At 65.4% G+C, this 16445-nt stretch carries 20 protein-coding genes and 1 other RNA gene; 6 read left to right on the top strand and 15 right to left on the bottom strand.

The genetic code is table 11. The annotated features are described in order from the left end of the window. Nucleotides 1–2 precede the first annotated feature (2 nt). Nucleotides 3–1397 (top strand): cytochrome P450, encoded by a 1395-nt coding sequence (locus ACP153_RS14255; protein WP_424971803.1) that lies wholly within the window; start codon nt 3–5, stop codon nt 1395–1397. Here ACP153_RS14255 and ACP153_RS14250 read toward each other — a convergent pair. The 15 genes from ACP153_RS14250 to ACP153_RS14180 form a co-directional block, all read right to left on the bottom strand. Then, entirely contained in the window at nt 1364–1600 is a 237-nt protein-coding gene (locus tag ACP153_RS14250; RefSeq protein WP_424971672.1) for a ribbon-helix-helix domain-containing protein, read from the bottom strand. The two genes, ACP153_RS14255 and ACP153_RS14250, sit on opposite strands and share 34 nt — an antisense overlap. Further along, nucleotides 1593–1772, bottom strand: coding sequence for a DUF4169 family protein (locus ACP153_RS14245; RefSeq protein ID WP_424971671.1), 180 nt, complete (start codon nt 1770–1772; stop codon nt 1593–1595). The genes ACP153_RS14250 and ACP153_RS14245 overlap by 8 nt, the downstream gene beginning before the upstream one ends. 60 nt (nt 1773–1832) lie before the next feature. Then, a complete protein-coding gene (locus ACP153_RS14240; protein WP_424971670.1) occupies nt 1833–2432 on the bottom strand; it encodes a 2-hydroxychromene-2-carboxylate isomerase in 600 nt (199 codons plus the stop codon). A gap of 1 nt (nt 2433) precedes the next feature. Beyond that, nucleotides 2434–3825: a class II fumarate hydratase gene (fumC, locus tag ACP153_RS14235; protein WP_424971669.1), complete on the bottom strand. Its 1392-nt coding sequence runs from the start codon at nt 3823–3825 to the stop codon at nt 2434–2436. A 127-nt stretch (nt 3826–3952) separates the two neighbouring features. Next, nucleotides 3953–4486, bottom strand: coding sequence for an SspB family protein (locus tag ACP153_RS14230; protein WP_424971668.1), 534 nt, complete (start codon nt 4484–4486; stop codon nt 3953–3955). 96 nt (nt 4487–4582) lie between these two features. Beyond that, nucleotides 4583–5842: a chromate efflux transporter gene (gene chrA, locus ACP153_RS14225; RefSeq protein WP_424971667.1), complete on the bottom strand. Its 1260-nt coding sequence runs from the start codon at nt 5840–5842 to the stop codon at nt 4583–4585. A gap of 40 nt (nt 5843–5882) precedes the next feature. Beyond that, nucleotides 5883–6227: an antibiotic biosynthesis monooxygenase family protein gene (locus tag ACP153_RS14220; RefSeq protein ID WP_424971666.1), complete on the bottom strand. Its 345-nt coding sequence runs from the start codon at nt 6225–6227 to the stop codon at nt 5883–5885. Between the two features lie 74 nt (nt 6228–6301). Then, nucleotides 6302–6961, bottom strand: coding sequence for a DUF1194 domain-containing protein (locus ACP153_RS14215; RefSeq protein ID WP_424971802.1), 660 nt, complete (start codon nt 6959–6961; stop codon nt 6302–6304). 111 nt (nt 6962–7072) lie between these two features. After that, entirely contained in the window at nt 7073–7702 is a 630-nt protein-coding gene (locus ACP153_RS14210) for a phage tail protein (RefSeq protein WP_424971665.1), read from the bottom strand. Nucleotides 7703–7807: 105 nt separating this feature from the next. Then, entirely contained in the window at nt 7808–8500 is a 693-nt protein-coding gene (locus ACP153_RS14205; protein WP_424971664.1) for a hypothetical protein, read from the bottom strand. A 176-nt stretch (nt 8501–8676) separates the two neighbouring features. Further along, the gene (locus ACP153_RS14200) at nt 8677–9369 is read right to left on the bottom strand and encodes a hypothetical protein (RefSeq protein ID WP_424971663.1); all 693 of its coding nucleotides are present in this window, start codon (nt 9367–9369) and stop codon (nt 8677–8679) included. 117 nt (nt 9370–9486) lie between these two features. Continuing rightward, nucleotides 9487–9837, bottom strand: a transfer-messenger RNA (tmRNA) gene (gene ssrA, locus ACP153_RS14195). Nucleotides 9838–9839: 2 nt separating this feature from the next. Continuing rightward, on the bottom strand, nt 9840–10190 hold the full coding sequence (locus ACP153_RS14190) for a DUF4345 family protein (protein WP_424971662.1): 351 nt from the start codon (nt 10188–10190) through the stop codon (nt 9840–9842). A 103-nt stretch (nt 10191–10293) separates the two neighbouring features. After that, nucleotides 10294–11340, bottom strand: coding sequence for an extracellular solute-binding protein (locus ACP153_RS14185; RefSeq protein ID WP_424971661.1), 1047 nt, complete (start codon nt 11338–11340; stop codon nt 10294–10296). A 94-nt stretch (nt 11341–11434) separates the two neighbouring features. Beyond that, nucleotides 11435–12163: a FadR/GntR family transcriptional regulator gene (locus tag ACP153_RS14180; protein ID WP_424971660.1), complete on the bottom strand. Its 729-nt coding sequence runs from the start codon at nt 12161–12163 to the stop codon at nt 11435–11437. Nucleotides 12164–12242: 79 nt separating this feature from the next. On the opposite strand from ACP153_RS14180, the gene ACP153_RS14175 reads away from it, so the two are divergent. Genes ACP153_RS14175 through acuI form a run of 5 tightly spaced genes read left to right on the top strand, consistent with a single transcriptional unit; the run spans nt 12243 to nt 16382 of the window. Next, entirely contained in the window at nt 12243–12998 is a 756-nt protein-coding gene (locus ACP153_RS14175) for a DUF2182 domain-containing protein (protein WP_424971659.1), read from the top strand. 38 nt (nt 12999–13036) lie between these two features. Further along, a complete protein-coding gene (locus ACP153_RS14170) occupies nt 13037–13741 on the top strand; it encodes a DUF1326 domain-containing protein (RefSeq protein ID WP_424971658.1) in 705 nt (234 codons plus the stop codon). Further along, on the top strand, nt 13738–14244 hold the full coding sequence (locus ACP153_RS14165) for a DinB family protein (RefSeq protein WP_424971657.1): 507 nt from the start codon (nt 13738–13740) through the stop codon (nt 14242–14244). The genes ACP153_RS14170 and ACP153_RS14165 overlap by 4 nt, the downstream gene beginning before the upstream one ends. Continuing rightward, nucleotides 14241–15347, top strand: coding sequence for a dimethylsulfoniopropionate demethylase (locus ACP153_RS14160; protein ID WP_424971656.1), 1107 nt, complete (start codon nt 14241–14243; stop codon nt 15345–15347). The genes ACP153_RS14165 and ACP153_RS14160 overlap by 4 nt, the downstream gene beginning before the upstream one ends. 48 nt (nt 15348–15395) lie before the next feature. Next, nucleotides 15396–16382, top strand: coding sequence for an acryloyl-CoA reductase (gene acuI, locus ACP153_RS14155; RefSeq protein WP_424971655.1), 987 nt, complete (start codon nt 15396–15398; stop codon nt 16380–16382). The last annotated feature ends 63 nt before the right edge of the window (nt 16383–16445 follow it).

Below are 16445 nucleotides of genomic sequence, written 5' to 3'. Positions count from 1 at the left end.
CTTTGCAGGCCCCGAAACCCGCCGCCCGGGCGGAGAAGGTCTCGCTCTGGCGCTACCTGCAGCTTTTTCGCCGCGACATCCTCTCAGCCCAGCCCGCGCGCCTCTACCGCGCCTGGATGGCCGAATTCCGCACGCCCTTTTTCCGCTCCTACCTCGTCAACGACCCGGAGATCTTGCGCGAGGTCCTCTCTGAGCGGCCTGAGGACTTCCCCAAATCCGACCGGATCGGCGAGGGGCTGCGCCCCCTGCTGGGTGACAGTGTTTTTCTGACCAATGGTGAGACCTGGGCACGGCAACGCCGGATCATCGATCCGGCCTTCGAGCGGGGGCGGGTGAAGGAGAGTTTCACGGATATGCAGGCCGCGGCCGCCAATGCGGTGGATCGGCTCGCCCCCCGCGCCGCTGCCGATCTGGTCGAGATCGAGGAGATCTCCGCCCATGCCGCCGCCGATGTGATTTTTCGGACGCTCTTCTCCGTCCCGATCGAAGACGCGATCGCGGGTGAGGTGTTCACTGCCTTCCGCGCCCATCAGCGGAGCCAACCGATCCTCAATCTGGGGGCGTTTCTGCCCCTGCCGCGTTGGATGCCCCGGGGCCATCGGCGCAGCACCCAAGAGACCGCGCAGCATCTGCGCCGCCTGATCACCGAGCTGACCGAAGCGCGGGCAGCCGAGATCGCGGCGGGTCGCGCGCCGCAGGATCTCGCGACCAAGATCATGACGACACCGGACCCGGAAACCGGCGCGTGCTTTTCCACGGAGGAGATGGTGGATCAGGTCGCGATCTTCTTTCTGGCGGGCCATGAGACCAGCGCCAGCGCGCTGGCCTGGGCGCTCTATCTGCTGGCCGCCGCGCCAGAGGTGCAGGACCGGGTCCGCGCGGAGCTGTCAGGTCTCGACATCACGACGATGGCCTTTGCAGATCTCTCTCGCCTGCGGCTGACCCGGGATGTCTATCGCGAGGCACTGCGGCTCTATCCGCCCGTGCCGATGATGGTGCGCGAGGCGCGCGCCCCAAGGTGTTGGCGCGACCGGGTGATCCGCAAGGGGGCGCAGGTGGTGCTCAGCCCCTGGCATCTGCACCGCCACACGCGGCTCTGGGCGGATCCGGACGGGTTCGATCCGGATCGCTGGGCGCGGGAGGAGACGCGGGAGAGCCAGCGCCAGGCCTATATGCCCTTCTCGGCGGGGCCGCGGGTCTGTCCGGGGGCGGGGTTCGCGCTGGCCGAGGGCACCTTGCTGCTGGCGGCGCTGATCAAGCAGTTCGCGTTCGAGGCGGATCCCGATCATGTGCCGATCCCTGAGGCGCATCTGACGGTGCGCGCGCGGCATGGGATCTGGCTGCGGGTGCGCCCGGTTGAGGATCAATCCGAGGCGGCGCTCGGCCCGTCCCGGTAATGCCGCAGCACGGCAAGACGGATGGCCGAGGCAAGGCCCATCTCTGTCCCGCGCGCCGTGTCAATCTCCGCCGCGAGCGCGTTGATCGGCATGCTCCGCGCGGCTGCCATTTCCCGAAACCCGGCCCAAAACTCGTCTTCGAGGGACACGCTGGTGCGGTGCCCCTTCAGGGTCAGTGAGCGTTTGGCCGGGCGTTTACTCATCCTCGGTATAGTGCTGATCTAGATGCTTTTTCTCCTGAGCATCCCGGGTCAGACGCAACAGCCGATCGGCCTTGGTCTCGCCATGCATGGCGGCGCTTTGCGCTGAGGCTGCGCGCTTGTCTTCGCGGGCTTTCTGCTTGCGATGGGTGCGGAGATTCGTGATCTGAGCCATGGCGTCAGCATGCGCTCTGCACTGCAGCGAAGCAAGCGCGGATCGCGGCTTTTGCGCCCTTTACGCGGGCTGCGCAGCGGCGAAGGCGAGCGCTTCTTCCAGCCGGTCATCGCCCCAATAGAGCTCATCGCCCACCGTGAAACTCGGCGCCCCAAAGAGGCCCAGCTCCGCCGCCTCGATGCTGCAGGCCTTCAGCTCTGCCTTGCGCGCTGAGTCCGCCGCTGCCTCCACCAAGTCGGCCGGGAGTCCGACCTCGATCAGCGCGGCCTCCAGCACCGCGCGTTCGGCGATATTCGCGCCTCGGGCGAATTGCGCGGTGTAAACCGCCTTGCAAAACGCGCGGCCCTTGTTCGTTTCCAGCGCCGCCAAAGCCACGCGGGCTGCGTGGATCGAGTTCTGCGGAAACGGGTCGGGCTTGGCAAAGGGCAGGCCGCGCGCCGCGCAGAGACGCTCCATATCGCGCCACATATAGCGGCCCTTGGCGGGGTAGATGTTGAAGGGGGAGGTGTCCCAACCCTGACCACCGAAGATCGGGCCGAGGGGGACCGGGCGCCAGATCACCTCGACGCCCGCATCCTCGGCCATGGCGTCGATGCGCATGGCCGAGAGGTAGGTATAGGTGGAGGCAAGCTCGAACCAGAAGGTCAACTTGCCCGCCATCTTACTTGGGCCCGATCATCTGCTCGGGGCTGACGACCTTCTCGAAGGTCTCTTCATCCACGAAGCCCAGCTTGATCGCCTCTTCCTTGAGGGTCGTGCCGTTCTTATGGGCCGTCTTGGCGACGGTCGTGGCGTTGTCGTAGCCGATGGTGGGCGCCAGTGCGGTTACCAGCATCAAGCTCTCGCGCATCAGCTTCTCGATCCGGTCCGTATTGGCCTGAATGCCCACGACGCAATTGTCGGTGAAGGCCACGCAGGCATCGCCGATCAGCTGCATGGATTGCAGCACGTTATAGGCCATCATGGGCTTGTAGACGTTGAGCTCGAAATGCCCCTGTGTTCCGGCAAAACCCACAGCGGCGTCATTGCCGATCACATGGGCGCAGACCTGGGTCATGGCTTCGCACTGGGTCGGGTTGACCTTGCCCGGCATGATCGACGAGCCCGGCTCGTTCTCCGGCAGCATCAGCTCGCCCAGACCGCAGCGCGGGCCGGAGCCCAAGAGGCGGATGTCATTGGCGATCTTGAAGAGGCTTGCCGCCACGGTTTTCAGCGCACCGGACATCTCGACCATGGCGTCATGGGCGGCCAGCGCTTCGAACTTGTTCGGGGCCGTGACGAAAGGCAGGCCGGTGATCTCGGCCATGTTCGCGGCAACCTGCTCCCCCCAGCCCTTGGGCGTGTTGAGCCCGGTGCCCACGGCGGTGCCGCCTTGCGCCAGCTCATAGATCCGTCCAAGCGCGCCTTCGACGCGGGCGATGCCCATGGCGACCTGATGGCTGTAGCCCGAGAACTCCTGCGCGAGGGTCAGGGGCGTGGCGTCCATGGTGTGGGTGCGGCCGATCTTGATGATGCCGTCAAACTCCGCGACCTTCGCCTCGAGCGCGGCATGCAGCTTTTTCAGACCCGGCAGGGTGACGTCCCGCGCGGTCATCGCGGTGGCGATATGCATGGCTGTGGGGAAGGTGTCGTTGGAGGACTGACCCATGTTGCAGTGGTCATTCGGGTGCACCGGGTCCTTGGAGCCGATCACGCCGCCGAGGATCTCGATCGCGCGGTTGGCGATGACCTCGTTGGAGTTCATGTTCGACTGGGTGCCGGACCCGGTCTGCCAGACCACGAGCGGGAAGTTGTCGTCGAACTTGCCTTCGACCACTTCGCCCGCCGCCTGAATGATGGCCGGGGCGATATCGTCGCCAAGCTTGCCATTGGCGTGATTGGCCTGGGCGCAGGCCTTCTTGATCACGCCCAGAGCGCGGACAATCGCGATGGGCTGCTTTTCCCAGCCGATCGGGAAGTTCATGATCGAGCGCTGCGTTTGCGCGCCCCAATACTTCTCGGCGGGGACCTCAAGCGGGCCAAAGCTGTCGGTTTCGGTGCGGGTCTCGGTCATGGGGCGCTCCCTTCCGTATACGTTCGCATGCCGTTTACCGGGCGCATGCGCGCGGGGCAATCAGTGATTGCGCAAACAGGTCAGGGCCAATTGGCGCAGGGATTGCCGGGGCGCGGGGGCCGCTCAGTTACTTGCGGAACGAGTCGAGGCTGACGATCTCGGCCTCACCGGATTTCGCGGGCTTTTCTTCCGCGTCGGCGGCCTCGCTTGGCGGCGTGCTGCGGGTCTCAGAAGCGGGGACAAGGGTGCGGACCTCGTGGGGGCCGTCGACCGCGTCCTCCTCCAGCGCCTCGTCGGCCTCGTCATCCTCGTGGTTCTCAAAGCGCAGGCCGAACTCCACCGACGGATCGACAAAGGTGCGGATCGAATCGAGCGGCACGGTCAGCGCCTCGGGCTGATCGCCGAAATTCAGGATCACCGAGAAATCCGCGTCGCGCACTTCGAGCCCGTCGAACCAGTGCTGCAGCACGATGGTCATTTCGTCCGGATAGCGCTCGCGCAGCCAATCCGAGAGCTCGACTTCAGGATGCTGGGTGTCGAAGGTGATGAAGAAGTGATGCTCGCCCGGAAGCCCGCCCTCGGCGACTTCGCGCAGGACGTCCTGAATCAGGGACCGCATGGCGCGGTGCATCATGTTTCCATAGTCCAGGCGGTCCGCCATCCATGGGCTCCTCATCATCCTCGAGGTCAGGGTAAGTTGAGTCGCGGGTAATGGAAAGGTCCGCTTGGGAAAAAGGGCGTTTCCGCGCCAGGGTTTTCAGAGAAGCGCGAGACCACCCGCCAGCGCCGCACAGATGCCCAGAACCAGAGGCATGCCGAGCTTGAGCCGCAGCAGGAGATAGGCTGCGGCCAGGGTCAGACAGAGCGCGCGCCCATCGAGGGAGGAGAGCTCCGGCACAATCAGCGCGATCCCCGGCAGATCGACCGGGGACAGGCGGTCAAACAGCACATGGAGCGCGAACCACAGCGCGAGGTTCAGGATCACGCCCACCACCGCCGCCGTGATCCCCTGCAGCGCGCCGGTCAGGCGGGGCCGCGTGGCGATCCAATCCACATAGGGCGCAAAGGTGAAGATCCACAGGAAGCAGGGCACGAAGGTCACCCAGAGCGTGACAAGCGCTGCCGCCACCGCAAGCCCGGGTTCGCCCTGCAGGAAACCGGCGAGAAAACCGACGAATTGGGTCACGAGGATCAGGGGCCCGGGCGTGGTTTCCGCCAGCCCCAGCGCGTCGATCATCTGCTCCGGTCCCAGCCAGCCGCGCTCGGACACGACCTCCTGGGTCATATAGGCCAGCACCGCATAGGCCCCGCCAAAGGTCACCACCGCGAGCTTGGCGAAAAAGAGCGCGATCTGCGTCAGAAAGCTCGCGCCCACGGCCCAGAGCATCGCGATCGGGGCCAGCCAAGCGGTCAGCCACAGAGCGATCCGCCCCCAGGCCGGGTGCGGCGGGCGGGCGCTCGGGGCTGCAGGCTCCAGCGGTGCCACCCGGATCCGCAGCGCGCCATAGGCCGCCGCCAGCGCAATGATCAGCGGAAAGGGCAGGCCGAACACAAAGAGCGCCGCAAAGCTCAGCCCCGCCAGCGCCCAGCGGTCCGGCGCGGTCAGGGTCCGTCGCGCAAGCCCCAGCAGCGCTTTCAGCACGATCACCACCACCGCCGCCTGCACCCCGAGAAACACAGCCTGGATCAGCGGCACCGATCCCAGCAGGGCATAGGCAAAGGCCAGTGCAAGGATCACGCAGGCCCCCGGCAGCACAAAGAGCCCACCTGCGATCACACCGCCCAGGGTCCCGCGCAGCCGCCAGCCCGCATAGGTCGCAAGCTGCATCGCCTCCGGCCCCGGCAGGAGCATGCAGAACGAGAGCGCGTTCAGGAATTGCGGTTGGCTCAACCAGGGGCGCGCCTCCACCAGCTCTTCCTGCATCAGGGCGATCTGGGCCGCGGGGCCGCCAAAGGACAAAAGCCCGATCCGTCCAAAAACGCGGGTCAGCTCGGCAAGGGAGGGGGCAGGGGTCATGGACCGGATCTAGCGCCGCGAGATCACGGGCCCATGACGCTCAACCATGGAGCGCGACACTGTCGTCGGGCGCCTCGGCCCGGTCCGTCATGCCGTAATCGCGCAGCACATGGGCCACGCGCAGCCGGTAGTCGCTGAACATGCTTTCACGTCCGGCCTTCTGGGCCTGCCGGTGCTTGGTCAGGCGCCGCCAGTCATCCAGCGCCTTCTCATCGCGAAAGAAGGAGACCGAGAGGAGCTTGCCCGGGGTCGTGAGGCTCTCGAACCGCTCGACCGAGAGAAAGCCGTCGATCTCTTCGACCAGCGGGCGCATCTCGGCGGCCATGGCGAGATAGGGGTCGGTCTTGCCCTCGGCGGGGTAGACTTCGAAGATGACAGCGATCATGGGGACTCCTGTGATGTGTCGGGGCCGGTGTGCTTGGGGCGGGTGCGCCTGGGGGGGAAATGTCCAGGGCGCGGCTAGAACATGATCTGCGCGGTCTCGCGGCGGATCTTCTCGCGTAAGGTGCGGGCATAGTCGCGATAGCCGCGGGCGGTCATGACGAAGCCGCCCCGGGTAATGACCGAACGCTTGAAGTAAGTGGTGATCGACAGGCCCAGGGACTCGATGGCCAGCCCGTTGATCTCGATCCCCGCACGCTCGGCAGTGCGGCGCGCGGCGCGTGGATCGGTGCCCGCATTGTCCGGTCCGTCGCCCGAGACATCGATCACCTTGCGCGCGCAATCGGGCACATCGGCAAATTGCGCCATGGCCGTGCTCAGGGCCTCGCCCACTGCGGTGTTCGACATGATATAGGCCCGCGGCATCTTGCGCGCGCGCTCGGCAAACAGCGCCAGATCGGCGGGCGTATGCATTCGCGTCCAGGGGATCGAGATCTGCTGCGCGTCGCGCCCCGACCATTGCATCACGGCCAATGCCATGCGCCCGCGCACCAGCGCCTCTGAGATCTCCGCATCCCCGAGCGCTTCGGCCAAACCTTCGGTCTGAAACCGGTATTCCGCGGCATCGATGGATTGCGACACATCAATCGCCAGCAGCAAAGCGGTCTGGCAGGCCTGCACTGCGGGCGCGCAGGTCAGGGCAGCGGCGGTCAGAGCGGGGGCTAAAAAGCGGCGCATGGGGATCTGCATGGCGCTACCATGGCGCGAGCGGGGACAGGGCGCAATCACTCTATGCGCTCACAAGTCCGGGAGGATGGGCGGCCCCTCCCGGAGCTCGCCCGGCTAGGGTCAGTTGCGCGAGGGGAAGATGCCCTGCAGAGCGATGCAATAGCGCAGCACAAGCGTCGGCTGCATGTTGTTCGCGGGCGTGCCGCTGCCAACGGTGTTCTGGGTCACGCTGGCCATGTCGCTGTTCATGGGCGTGTTGGGGGTCGCGCTATAGATTGACGCGGTTGGCGACAGGGCTGGCACGCCCCCGGCGGGGGAGGGCGATGTCCCCGGGGCCGCATTGCCCTGGATCGTAACGGCGACGCCGTGATTGTGGGGCGGCATGTTGTCGACGGACAGCGTGGTGGTCTCCGCGCCGACTTTCTGGCCGAGCGCGCGGTTCGAGAGGCCAGCGCCCTGGCCGAGCGAGACCGGCACGCGCCCGCGCAGATCCGGCAGTCCGAATGTGGTCCGGCCATCGCCTCCATAGACTGTCCCATAGAGCGCAAAGAGCGCGTTATTGTCCGCGATTTGCAGGATTTGCCCAGCCGCTTCGGTCCAACCGCGGGGACAATAGTTGAAGCCCACGAGCATGATCTCTCCGATAAATGGCTCTAACCCGGCCTTGGCGGGGCTGGCGGTCAGGGTGCCGAAGGCGCCACTTCCCAGAGCGGCGACAAGTGCGACGGATTTGCAAAAGGTTTTGAACACAGGAAATCTCCCAATCTGTGTGAAGGATAAAAAAACGCCCCCCGAACGGGGTCGGGAGGCGCGGTTTGGCATCTGTTTCAAGTCATGTGGGGTCGGCGGCGCGGATCAGCTCCGGCGCTTGCGCGCGCTGTAGCCCAAAAGACCCAAGGCGCCGAGCAGGAGCGGCAGCCCCGCGGGCAGCGGCACCGGCGCCGTGGTCGGCGCATTGTCGAATTCATAGCTCAGCGCGACAAAGTCGATCGCATAGGCATCTTCGCCCGAGAAGCCGGGGCCCGCGAATTGCAGGAAGTCCTGCTCCGGGATGATCGTGATCGTGTTGGTGCCCGTGACCAGCGTGTCGGCCATGACATCGAACATCACCGTTTCGACGCGGACCGGGCCGAGCCCATCCGCCGTGGGCGCCGAGAAATAGGTGCCCACATCGGTGCCGTTCACCTGAATGCGCGCGCCCTCGAATGCGTCACCGAAGGTGCCGCCATTGGCCGGGCTGGTCGCAAAGAGATCGAGGCCCCAGAATTTCGCCGTGAGCTCCACATTCGAGACGACGAGCCCCGTCAGGTCGAGGGCGAAATCGAAGCTGGCGATGCCGATCTCGCCGAAGATATCCTGCTTGTCCGGGTCCAGACCGCCGGAGTTGTCGAATGGGATGGCCGGGGGCAATCCGATGCCGACCGGGCAGGGGACATTCAGGCCAAAGCAGTCGTTATCCCCGAACGTTATGGTTGTGAGTGTGGTTGCCGAGGCCGCGGAGGCGCTGGCGAGGAAGGCTGTCGTCAAAATCGAAAAAAGACGCCGCATCTGGGTCTCCCATACAAGGTAAGGTTGAAACCACCATTCCACTCGTTAACCCACGCCCCAGAATGCTCAGATTTTGACTAAAATAGAAACAGTTTTTTCTGCCGGCTGCCTTGAGCCTGGGCGAGCGGCAGGGCGCGCGGGGCGCGAGATTGCGCCCCACACGCGGTTGCCGCGCGTCACGATCCTGCAGATTGGCCCTGCGAGAGGCGCGCGCGCCCGACCCAGCCCAGCAGACAGAGCGCGCCCAGACCCAGGGGCAGGCCGCCCGGCAAGGGGATCGGCGCGGTGTGATAGCTGAGCTCCACGAAATCCAGTGCATAGGTTTCCGGCAGGCCGATCGCGTCTATGAAATCCTCTTCGGGAATGACCGTGATCGTGTTGATCCCGGTTACCAGCGTGCCCGCGAGCACGTCGAAAGAGACCGTCTCCACCCGGTCAATGGTCTGCGGGCCGAAATCGGTGGAGGCGGCATAGGTGCCCACATCCACGCCATTCACGATGAACCGTGTGCCCGCAAAGGCATCGCCGAACGGCCCCGGATGGGTGCCCGGCGGGAAGGAGGCGAGCTCTGCCCCCCAGATCCGTGCGGACAGGGTGACATCCGAGATCCGCTGATCGGTCAGATCGAGCATCACCTCGAACGAGGAGCGCCCGATCACGCCGAACACATCCTGATTGGCCGGATCGCTCGCGGTTGAATTGTCAAAGGGCTGATCCGCCTCGGCGGGTTCAGCGATGAAATCCGGGCAGGCGATGTTAAGCCCAAAGCAATCGTCGTCGCCGATCATCACGGTCACCATTGTGCTCGCCGCCGCCGGGGCGAGCCCCGCCAAAAGGGCCGCGCATGTGGTCAAAAGCAGTCGTTGCATGAAAGTCTCCTCCCGAGAAAATGCCGGTATTCAAAGAACAGGGGCCAGAGGAACCTTGCCGCAACGCGACAGCTGCGACCTTGATCTTGGTTAAAGACCGGCAATCTGGAGGGAGGAAATGCTGGCTTCTGTTGCCAGGTGCCAGCGGACCCCGCCTTACGCGGCTAGGCGCAAGGGCTTAAGTTTCGGTGTTGTTACTGCTTACGCAGCAACGGCCACCGGAGCACGGTTGTCGTTTGCAACTGTACAATTTAGGCCGATAACGGTGGCACCCAGCCGAGACAAAGCTAACCCCTTTAGACGTTCGTCGATCCTGTTTCGGCCCCATCTGCCCGCAAACGACGGGGATGTTGGTGGAGCCGCCGGGTACCGCCCCCGGGTCCGATCCGCTTATTACGAGCGCGTTTATGTCCATAGTCCCGAAGGACAGCACCCAACATAAGGGCAGGCGCGCGAAGTTGAAAGAGGGATCAGAGGTTGATCGCAAGCGCGAGGGCCGCCACCACCGCTTCGGTCGCGAAAAAGCCCCAGGTGCGGCGGGTGGGGGCCTCGTCCCGCAAGAGCGAGGTGAGCCGCCCCATGGCCGCTCCGCCCCAGGCAAAGCCCACCATGGCATAGGCCGTGGGGCTGCCGAGGATCAGCGCGCCCACCCCCAGCCCCACAAAGAGCGCCCCCGCCGAGGCGCGGATTTCCGACACCCCCATGGTGGTGGCGCCGCGCTGGAGATCGAGCGCCTCCATGGTGAATTTCGGGGCAAGCCAGCCAAAGCAGCCGAGGCCGATGCTGAGAAGGGCGATCAGGATGTTCAGAATGTCGATCATGGGGTCCGGTGTCGTTTGGTGTCTCGCAAGGAGCTAGGGCGCGCCTGAGACGAAAACACCGCGCCAAAGCGCGGTGGTCCCTGATTTCCGAAAAAAGCGGGGCTTAGAAGCCGGCCTTGATCCGCTCAAAGGTTTCCGACTGCTTCTGACGCAGGTCCATATCCATGGGCAGCTGCGCGAGCACGGGCGCGTTCACCTCGCCCAGACCGACCTCGGCCAGCGCCTCGGCCCCGACCTCTGTCATCGCCGCCGCGTTGGAGTGGCCATAGCCCGCCTCCAGCAGGGGCTGGGTCGAGCTCGGGTCGAGCACCGCGTTGAGGAAGTCATAGGCCTTGTCTTCGGAGCCCTGACCTTTCGCGAGGTTCACATAGCCGCAGAGCCAGAGGGAAGATCCCTCTGCCGCTTCCTGCTGGTACCCGATCGGGAAACCTTCCTCGGCCATGGTCGGCAGGGTCTCGTTCCACGCCCAGGCCGCGACGACTTCGCCCGAGGCCAGCAGCTGCGCCAATTCTCCCGGATCGGTCCAGTAGGTGCGCAGGTTCGGATGCACCTCGCGCAGCCAGGCGGAGGCAGCGTCGAATTGCGCCTCCGTGGCCGTTGTCCAATTCGTGGTGCCCGTGGCGAGATAGGCCAGCGCATAGGCGTCGTCCACATTGTCCGGCAGTGTCAGCATCTGGCTATAGGCCGGGTTGCGGAAGATCTCGAGCGTGGCGACATCCGCCGCAGGCACCTTCTCGGTGTTATAGGCGATGGCGGTGGAGCCGAAGTCGACCGGGATGAAATAAACATCGCCGATCCCCTCGGTCACGTCCTGCCCGGTGAGGTTCGCGTTCAGATCCCCGTAGGAGGGGATGCGCGAAACGTCCCAGGGCTCGAGAATGCCGCTCTCGACCCATTTCGTCACCGAGCCGGCGCAGACATGGCTCACATCGGGCTGGAAGCCGGAGACGATCTTCTGAAACGCCTCTTCCTCATCGCCAAAGAAGGTAAACTCCGGGCTGTCCCCATGGGCCGCGGTATAGGCGGTGTGGAAAGCGGGGTCTTCGAACCCGGCATAGTCAAAAACGATCAGATCGCCATCGGCGGCCCAGATCGGCGCGGCGAGCGCGACAAGCGCGGTGGTGGCGGTCAGGCGAAAGGCTGCGGTCATCAGGGTCCCAAGCTCCAAGATCAACGATACGGGCGCGACGTTAGAAAGAACGCCCGGTGGGTGCAATACGCAGAGCAACCGGGGGCAGGCCCGTTCAGCGCGCCGCCCGTTTTGCGCGCATCTGGCTGCCCAGATCGGCGGTGTAATCGGCGAGATCCGACAGGGCCGCGGTCACAGCGGCCCCGTCCCGCGCGGCCATCCCGTCGCGGATCCGACCATGGAGCGTCGCGATCCGCGCGCGAGAGCGCTCGGTATAGGTGATCATGTTCATCAGGGGTTGCATCCCCTCGACCGCGCCAGCGAGCTGATAGCTCAGCACCGGGTTGTCGGCGGCCTCCACCAGCACCCGGTGAAAGGCCACATCGGAGGCGCAAAAATCGGTATCGCTCAGGCTCGGGTCCGCCTGACGGGTGATCTCGGCGCTCATGGCCGCGAGATGCGCGTCTTCTCGCCGGGCCGCAGCGAGCGGAGCCACCGCGCGTTCCAGCGCAAAGCGCGCCTCGCAGGCGGTCTCGAAATCCACGGCATTCATGCTGAGCACGAGGGTCGCTGTGGTCTCCTGTTGCGCGGCAGCTTCGGCAAAGCTCAGCCGGTTCACAAAGGCCCCGCCCGTCGCCCCGCGCTGGGTCCGGATCAGGTTCTGGGCCGCCAGCCGCTTCAGTGCCTCGCGCACGGTTGGGCGGGACACCTCGAACCGCTCGGACAGCTCGGCCTCCGAGGGCAGGCGATCATCCACCAGAAGGTCCTCGCGCAGGATTGCCTCCTTGATCGCATCAGCGATCTGAACGGCCAGGTCACGGCCCGGGTCGAGTTGATAGTCCATGCCCGCTCCATATGTCAGACATTAATTGTTTGACATTTAGTCTGCGCCGATAAATCCTGATCCGCAAGAGGGAGGATTCATGACTTATCTGCGCGCATCCATGCGGAGCCTGTCCTGGCTCACGGTGTTCGTCATCATCCTTCTGGCGTGGTGGGTGATGTTCGACATGGCCCGGATGAGCGGCGTCGATGTCTGGGGTCGCCCGGTGGGCATGAACATGATGCCGATGGAGAGCTTCGGTACGCTTTTTGCCATGTGGGCGATCATGATGGCGGCGATGATGCTGCCCACCATGGTGCCGACCATGGGCACCTATGACGCGCTGATCAAATCCGCCAATGGCACGCGGCTCGGCTGGGTCGGGGTGCTGTTGGGGTATTTCGCGGTTTGGGTCGGGATGGCCGCCGCGCTGGCCGCGCTGCAACTCGTCGCCTTGCAGGCCGGGATCGTGGACGGGCTTGGTGCGTTCCACTCGCTCTGGGCGGCGGGCGTCTTGCTGCTGGCGGTGGGGGCGTTCCAGTTCAGCCGCCTCAAGGCGACCTGCCACGGCGTGTGCCATGCGCCGATGCAATACTTCCTCGGCCATTGGCGCACAGGCTTTGTCGGCGGGTTGCGCATGGGGGCAGGGCTGGGCGTGTTTTGCGCCGTCTGCTGCTGGGGCCTTATGGCGCTGGGTTTTGTTGGCGGTACCATGAGCCTTGTCTGGATGGGGCTCGCGACCCTGTTCATGGTGCTCGAGAAGCTGCCCCAGATCGGGGAATACGTGATCCGCCCCATGGGTGCAGCACTCATTGTGGCCGGGCTGGCCGTCATCGGCCTCGCGGCGGTCGGATAATCACCGGGTCTGGCACCCGGCAACGGAGAGGGAGAGGCATGGCAGTGAAGAAAGCGCGCAAGAGCGACCGGCTGCAGGTGATGGAGCGGATCGACGCCCGGATGAACCCGCGGCGGCGCCGGGCCGAGCCCACAAACTGGGAGATCAAGGGCGAGCTGTTCCTGAACTGCTCCTGTGATCTTTTCTGCCCTTGCGTGGTCTCCCTGGGCAAGCACCCGCCCACGGAAGGGCACTGCCACGCATGGATGGCGATCCGCATTGATGAGGGGCATTTCGAGGGCGAGAGCCTGTCGGGTCTCAATGTCGGTCTGATGGTCGAGATCCCCGGACGCATGGCCGAGGGAGGTTGGCGCGTGGCGGCCTATGTGGACGAACGCTCCAGCCAAAAGGCCTATAACGGGATCCTCAAGATCTTCTCGGGCGCCGCGGGGGGGACCACGGGGCTCTTCACCCTGCTGGTCTCGGATATCGTTGGCGCGGAACGCGCGCCCGTGGAAATCGTCACCGATGGCGCGCGCCGCTCGATCAAGATCGGCCGCAAGATCGAGGGCGAGATCGAGATGATCGGCGGTGCGGATCCGAACCACCCGGTCATGGTGTCGAACTCGAAATACTGGATGGGGCCGGATATCATCGTGGCCAAGGGCCTCAAGAGCCGGGTGCGCGATTACGGGCGCATGTGGGATTTCGGCGGCAAGTCGGCCGAGATCTGCCCGATCCACTGGCAGGGACCAGGCAAGTGATCACGCCGGAATACTGCCGCACCATGGCGCGCTACAACGCCTGGCAGAACGGGTCGCTCATCGCGGCGGCCACCGGTCTGTCCGAGGCGGAGCGCGCCAAGTATCGCGGCAGTTTCTTTGGCTCGATCCAGCAGACATTTTCCCACCTTCTCTGGGGCGACACGCTCTGGATGAGCCGCTTTGATGGCTGGGACAAGCCCAAGGGCGGGATCACCGACAGCGTCCGCTTTGTCGAGGAGTGGGACCGGCTGACCGACCTGCGTTCGGATGCGGATGCGATGATCCGCGACTGGGCCGACGGGCTGGACGAGGCCGCGCTGGGCGGGGATCTGAGCTGGTATTCCGGCGCGCTCAAGGCGGATGTCACGCGACCGATTGCACTTTGCGTGGCGCATTTCTTCAACCACCAGACCCATCACCGGGGTCAGATCCACGCCATGCTCACAGCCGCAGGCGCGCGCCCGGAGGATACGGATCTCTTTGTCATGCCGGAGGGGATATGACCCATCTTCTTTCGCCATCGCGCCGGTTGCGGCGCACGCCCTTTTCCGACGGTGTCGAGGCTGCCGGGGTGCGGGCCTATACGATCTATAACCACATGCTGCTGCCCACGGTGTTCGACAGTGTCGAGGCCGATTACCACCACCTGAAGTCCAAGGTGCAGCTCTGGGATGTCTCCTGCGAGCGGCAGGTGGAGCTGCGCGGGCCCGATGCGGGCAAGCTGATGCAGCTGCTCACGCCGCGGGACTTGCGGGGGATGCTGCCGGGGCAGTGCCTCTATGTGCCCATGGTCGATGAGACCGGCGGGATGCTGAATGATCCCGTGGCGCTCAAGCTGGCGGAGGACCGGTTCTGGATCTCCATCGCCGACAGCGATCTGCTCCTCTGGGTGAAGGCCCTGGCCAATGCAAGGCAGCTTGAGGTGCTGGTCGAGGAGCCCGACGTCTCGCCGCTCGCGGTCCAGGGGCCTCTGGCGGATACGCTGATCGCGCGGATCTTTGGTGCGGATGCGGTGGCGCTGCGCTTCTTCCGCTTCGGCTTCTTCCAGTTCGAGGGCCGCGATCTGGTGGTTGCGCGTTCGGGCTACTCCCGGCAGGGCGGCTTCGAGATCTATGTCGAGGGCAGTGATCTGGGCATGCCCCTCTGGCAGGCGTTCATGGCGGCGGGCGAGGATCTGGAGATCCGTGCCGGCTGTCCCAACGGGATCGAGCGGATTGAAGGCGGGCTGCTCAGCTACGGCAACGATATGACCCGCGCCAATACCCCTTATGAATGCGGGTTGGAGCGGTTCTGCAATGTCCAGACCGCCATTGGCTGCCTCGGGCGCGACGCGCTTTTGCGGGTGGCCATGGACGGCCCGAACCGCCAGATCCGCCCGATCGAGATCCGCGGGGAGGCCGTGCCGCTCTGCGACCGGGCCTGGCCACTGCTGGCCCAGGGGCGGCCCGTGGGGCAGGTGACCTCGGCGGCCTGGTCCCCGGATTTCTCGACCAACGTGGCGATTGGCATGGTGCGGATGACCCATTGGGATCCGGGCACCGAGCTCATCGTCGAAACCCAGGACGGCGCCCGCGAGGCGGTCGTCCATGACACATTCTGGCACTAGGCGACGCCCATTCGCGGCGCGTCGCAGCACGACTCAAGGAGAGTTCAGATGAAAGCATTGGTGGTCCGCAAGGAGGGCGACGAGAAACCTGTCGCCGCCGTCGAGGAGATCGGGATCGACGATCTGCCTGCGGGCGAGGTGACGGTGGATGTCGAGTACTCCACGGTGAATTACAAGGACGGGCTCTGCATCGGGCCGGGTGGTGGCCTTGTGCGGAACTACCCCCATGTGCCGGGGATCGATTTCGCCGGTACGGTCTCGGCCTCCGACGATGACCGCTACAAGCCGGGCGACAAGGTCGTGCTGACCGGCTGGCGCGTGGGCGAGGCCTATTGGGGGGGCTATGCCGAGAAGGCCCGGGTGAAGGCCGACTGGCTTGTGCCGCTGCCCGAGGGGCTGAGCACGAAACAGGCCATGGCCGTGGGTACGGCGGGCTTCACTTCGATGCTGGCGGTCATGGCGCTGGAGGATCACGGGCTCGCCCCGGGGCAGGGTCCGGTGCTTGTGACCGGTGCGGCCGGGGGCGTGGGCTCCGTGGCCACCGCGATCCTAGGGGCCAAGGGCTATGAGGTGGCGGGCGTCACCGGGCGGCCCGAGACGGCGGACTACCTCAAGAGCCTTGGCGCGACCCAGATCGTGGCGCGCGAGGACGTCGCCGAGACCGTGAAGCGTCCGCTTGAATCCGAGACTTGGGCGGGCTGTGTCGATGCGGTGGGCGGCGCCATGCTGGCCCGCGTGCTGGGCCAGATGCAGTACGGCGCCTCGGTGGCTGCGGTCGGTCTCGCGGGGGGCGCGGGCCTGCCGGCGACAGTCATTCCGTTCCTGTTGCGGGGTGTGAACCTGCTCGGGATCGACAGCGTGATGCAGCCCTATGACAACCGTGTCCGCGCCTGGGGCGAGATCGCGGCCCATCTGCCCATGGACAAGCTCGAGGCGATGGTAAACCCGGCGACCCTGTCGGACCTGCCGCAGCTCGGGCGGGACATCCTCAAAGGGCAGGTCAAAGGCCGTGTGGTCGTGGATGTGCGCGCCTGAGCGCAGGCTCTGAAGCGGATTTAAGTGTTGAAAGCCCGGGCCTTGCGGTCCGGGCTTTGTCTG

Origin of the sequence: Dinoroseobacter sp. S76 (assembly GCF_049801095.1) — a bacterium.
In the GTDB taxonomy this organism is placed as follows: Bacteria; Pseudomonadota; Alphaproteobacteria; order Rhodobacterales; family Rhodobacteraceae; genus Dinoroseobacter.
Note: the sequence above shows the minus strand (reverse complement) of the source record. Positions and strands in the feature narration are given on the sequence as shown.

Bases quoted from the DNA above. Each gene is read 5' to 3' on its own strand.
- ACP153_RS14250 (WP_424971672.1), bottom strand. From the start codon at position 1,600: ATGAGTAAACGCCCGGCCAAACGCTCACTGACCCTGAAGGGGCACCGC.
- ACP153_RS14245 (WP_424971671.1), bottom strand. From the start codon at position 1,772: ATGGCTCAGATCACGAATCTCCGCACCCATCGCAAGCAGAAAGCCCGC.
- ACP153_RS14240 (WP_424971670.1), bottom strand. From the start codon at position 2,432: ATGGCGGGCAAGTTGACCTTCTGGTTCGAGCTTGCCTCCACCTATACC.
- fumC (WP_424971669.1), bottom strand. From the start codon at position 3,825: ATGACCGAGACCCGCACCGAAACCGACAGCTTTGGCCCGCTTGAGGTC.
- ACP153_RS14230 (WP_424971668.1), bottom strand. From the start codon at position 4,486: ATGGCGGACCGCCTGGACTATGGAAACATGATGCACCGCGCCATGCGG.
- chrA (WP_424971667.1), bottom strand. From the start codon at position 5,842: ATGACCCCTGCCCCCTCCCTTGCCGAGCTGACCCGCGTTTTTGGACGG.
- ACP153_RS14220 (WP_424971666.1), bottom strand. From the start codon at position 6,227: ATGATCGCTGTCATCTTCGAAGTCTACCCCGCCGAGGGCAAGACCGAC.
- ACP153_RS14215 (WP_424971802.1), bottom strand. From the start codon at position 6,961: ATGCGCCGCTTTTTAGCCCCCGCTCTGACCGCCGCTGCCCTGACCTGC.
- ACP153_RS14205 (WP_424971664.1), bottom strand. From the start codon at position 8,500: ATGCGGCGTCTTTTTTCGATTTTGACGACAGCCTTCCTCGCCAGCGCC.
- ACP153_RS14200 (WP_424971663.1), bottom strand. From the start codon at position 9,369: ATGCAACGACTGCTTTTGACCACATGCGCGGCCCTTTTGGCGGGGCTC.
- ACP153_RS14190 (WP_424971662.1), bottom strand. From the start codon at position 10,190: ATGATCGACATTCTGAACATCCTGATCGCCCTTCTCAGCATCGGCCTC.
- ACP153_RS14185 (WP_424971661.1), bottom strand. From the start codon at position 11,340: ATGACCGCAGCCTTTCGCCTGACCGCCACCACCGCGCTTGTCGCGCTC.
- ACP153_RS14180 (WP_424971660.1), bottom strand. From the start codon at position 12,163: ATGGACTATCAACTCGACCCGGGCCGTGACCTGGCCGTTCAGATCGCT.
- ACP153_RS14175 (WP_424971659.1), top strand. From the start codon at position 12,243: ATGACTTATCTGCGCGCATCCATGCGGAGCCTGTCCTGGCTCACGGTG.
- ACP153_RS14170 (WP_424971658.1), top strand. From the start codon at position 13,037: ATGGCAGTGAAGAAAGCGCGCAAGAGCGACCGGCTGCAGGTGATGGAG.
- ACP153_RS14160 (WP_424971656.1), top strand. From the start codon at position 14,241: ATGACCCATCTTCTTTCGCCATCGCGCCGGTTGCGGCGCACGCCCTTT.
- acuI (WP_424971655.1), top strand. From the start codon at position 15,396: ATGAAAGCATTGGTGGTCCGCAAGGAGGGCGACGAGAAACCTGTCGCC.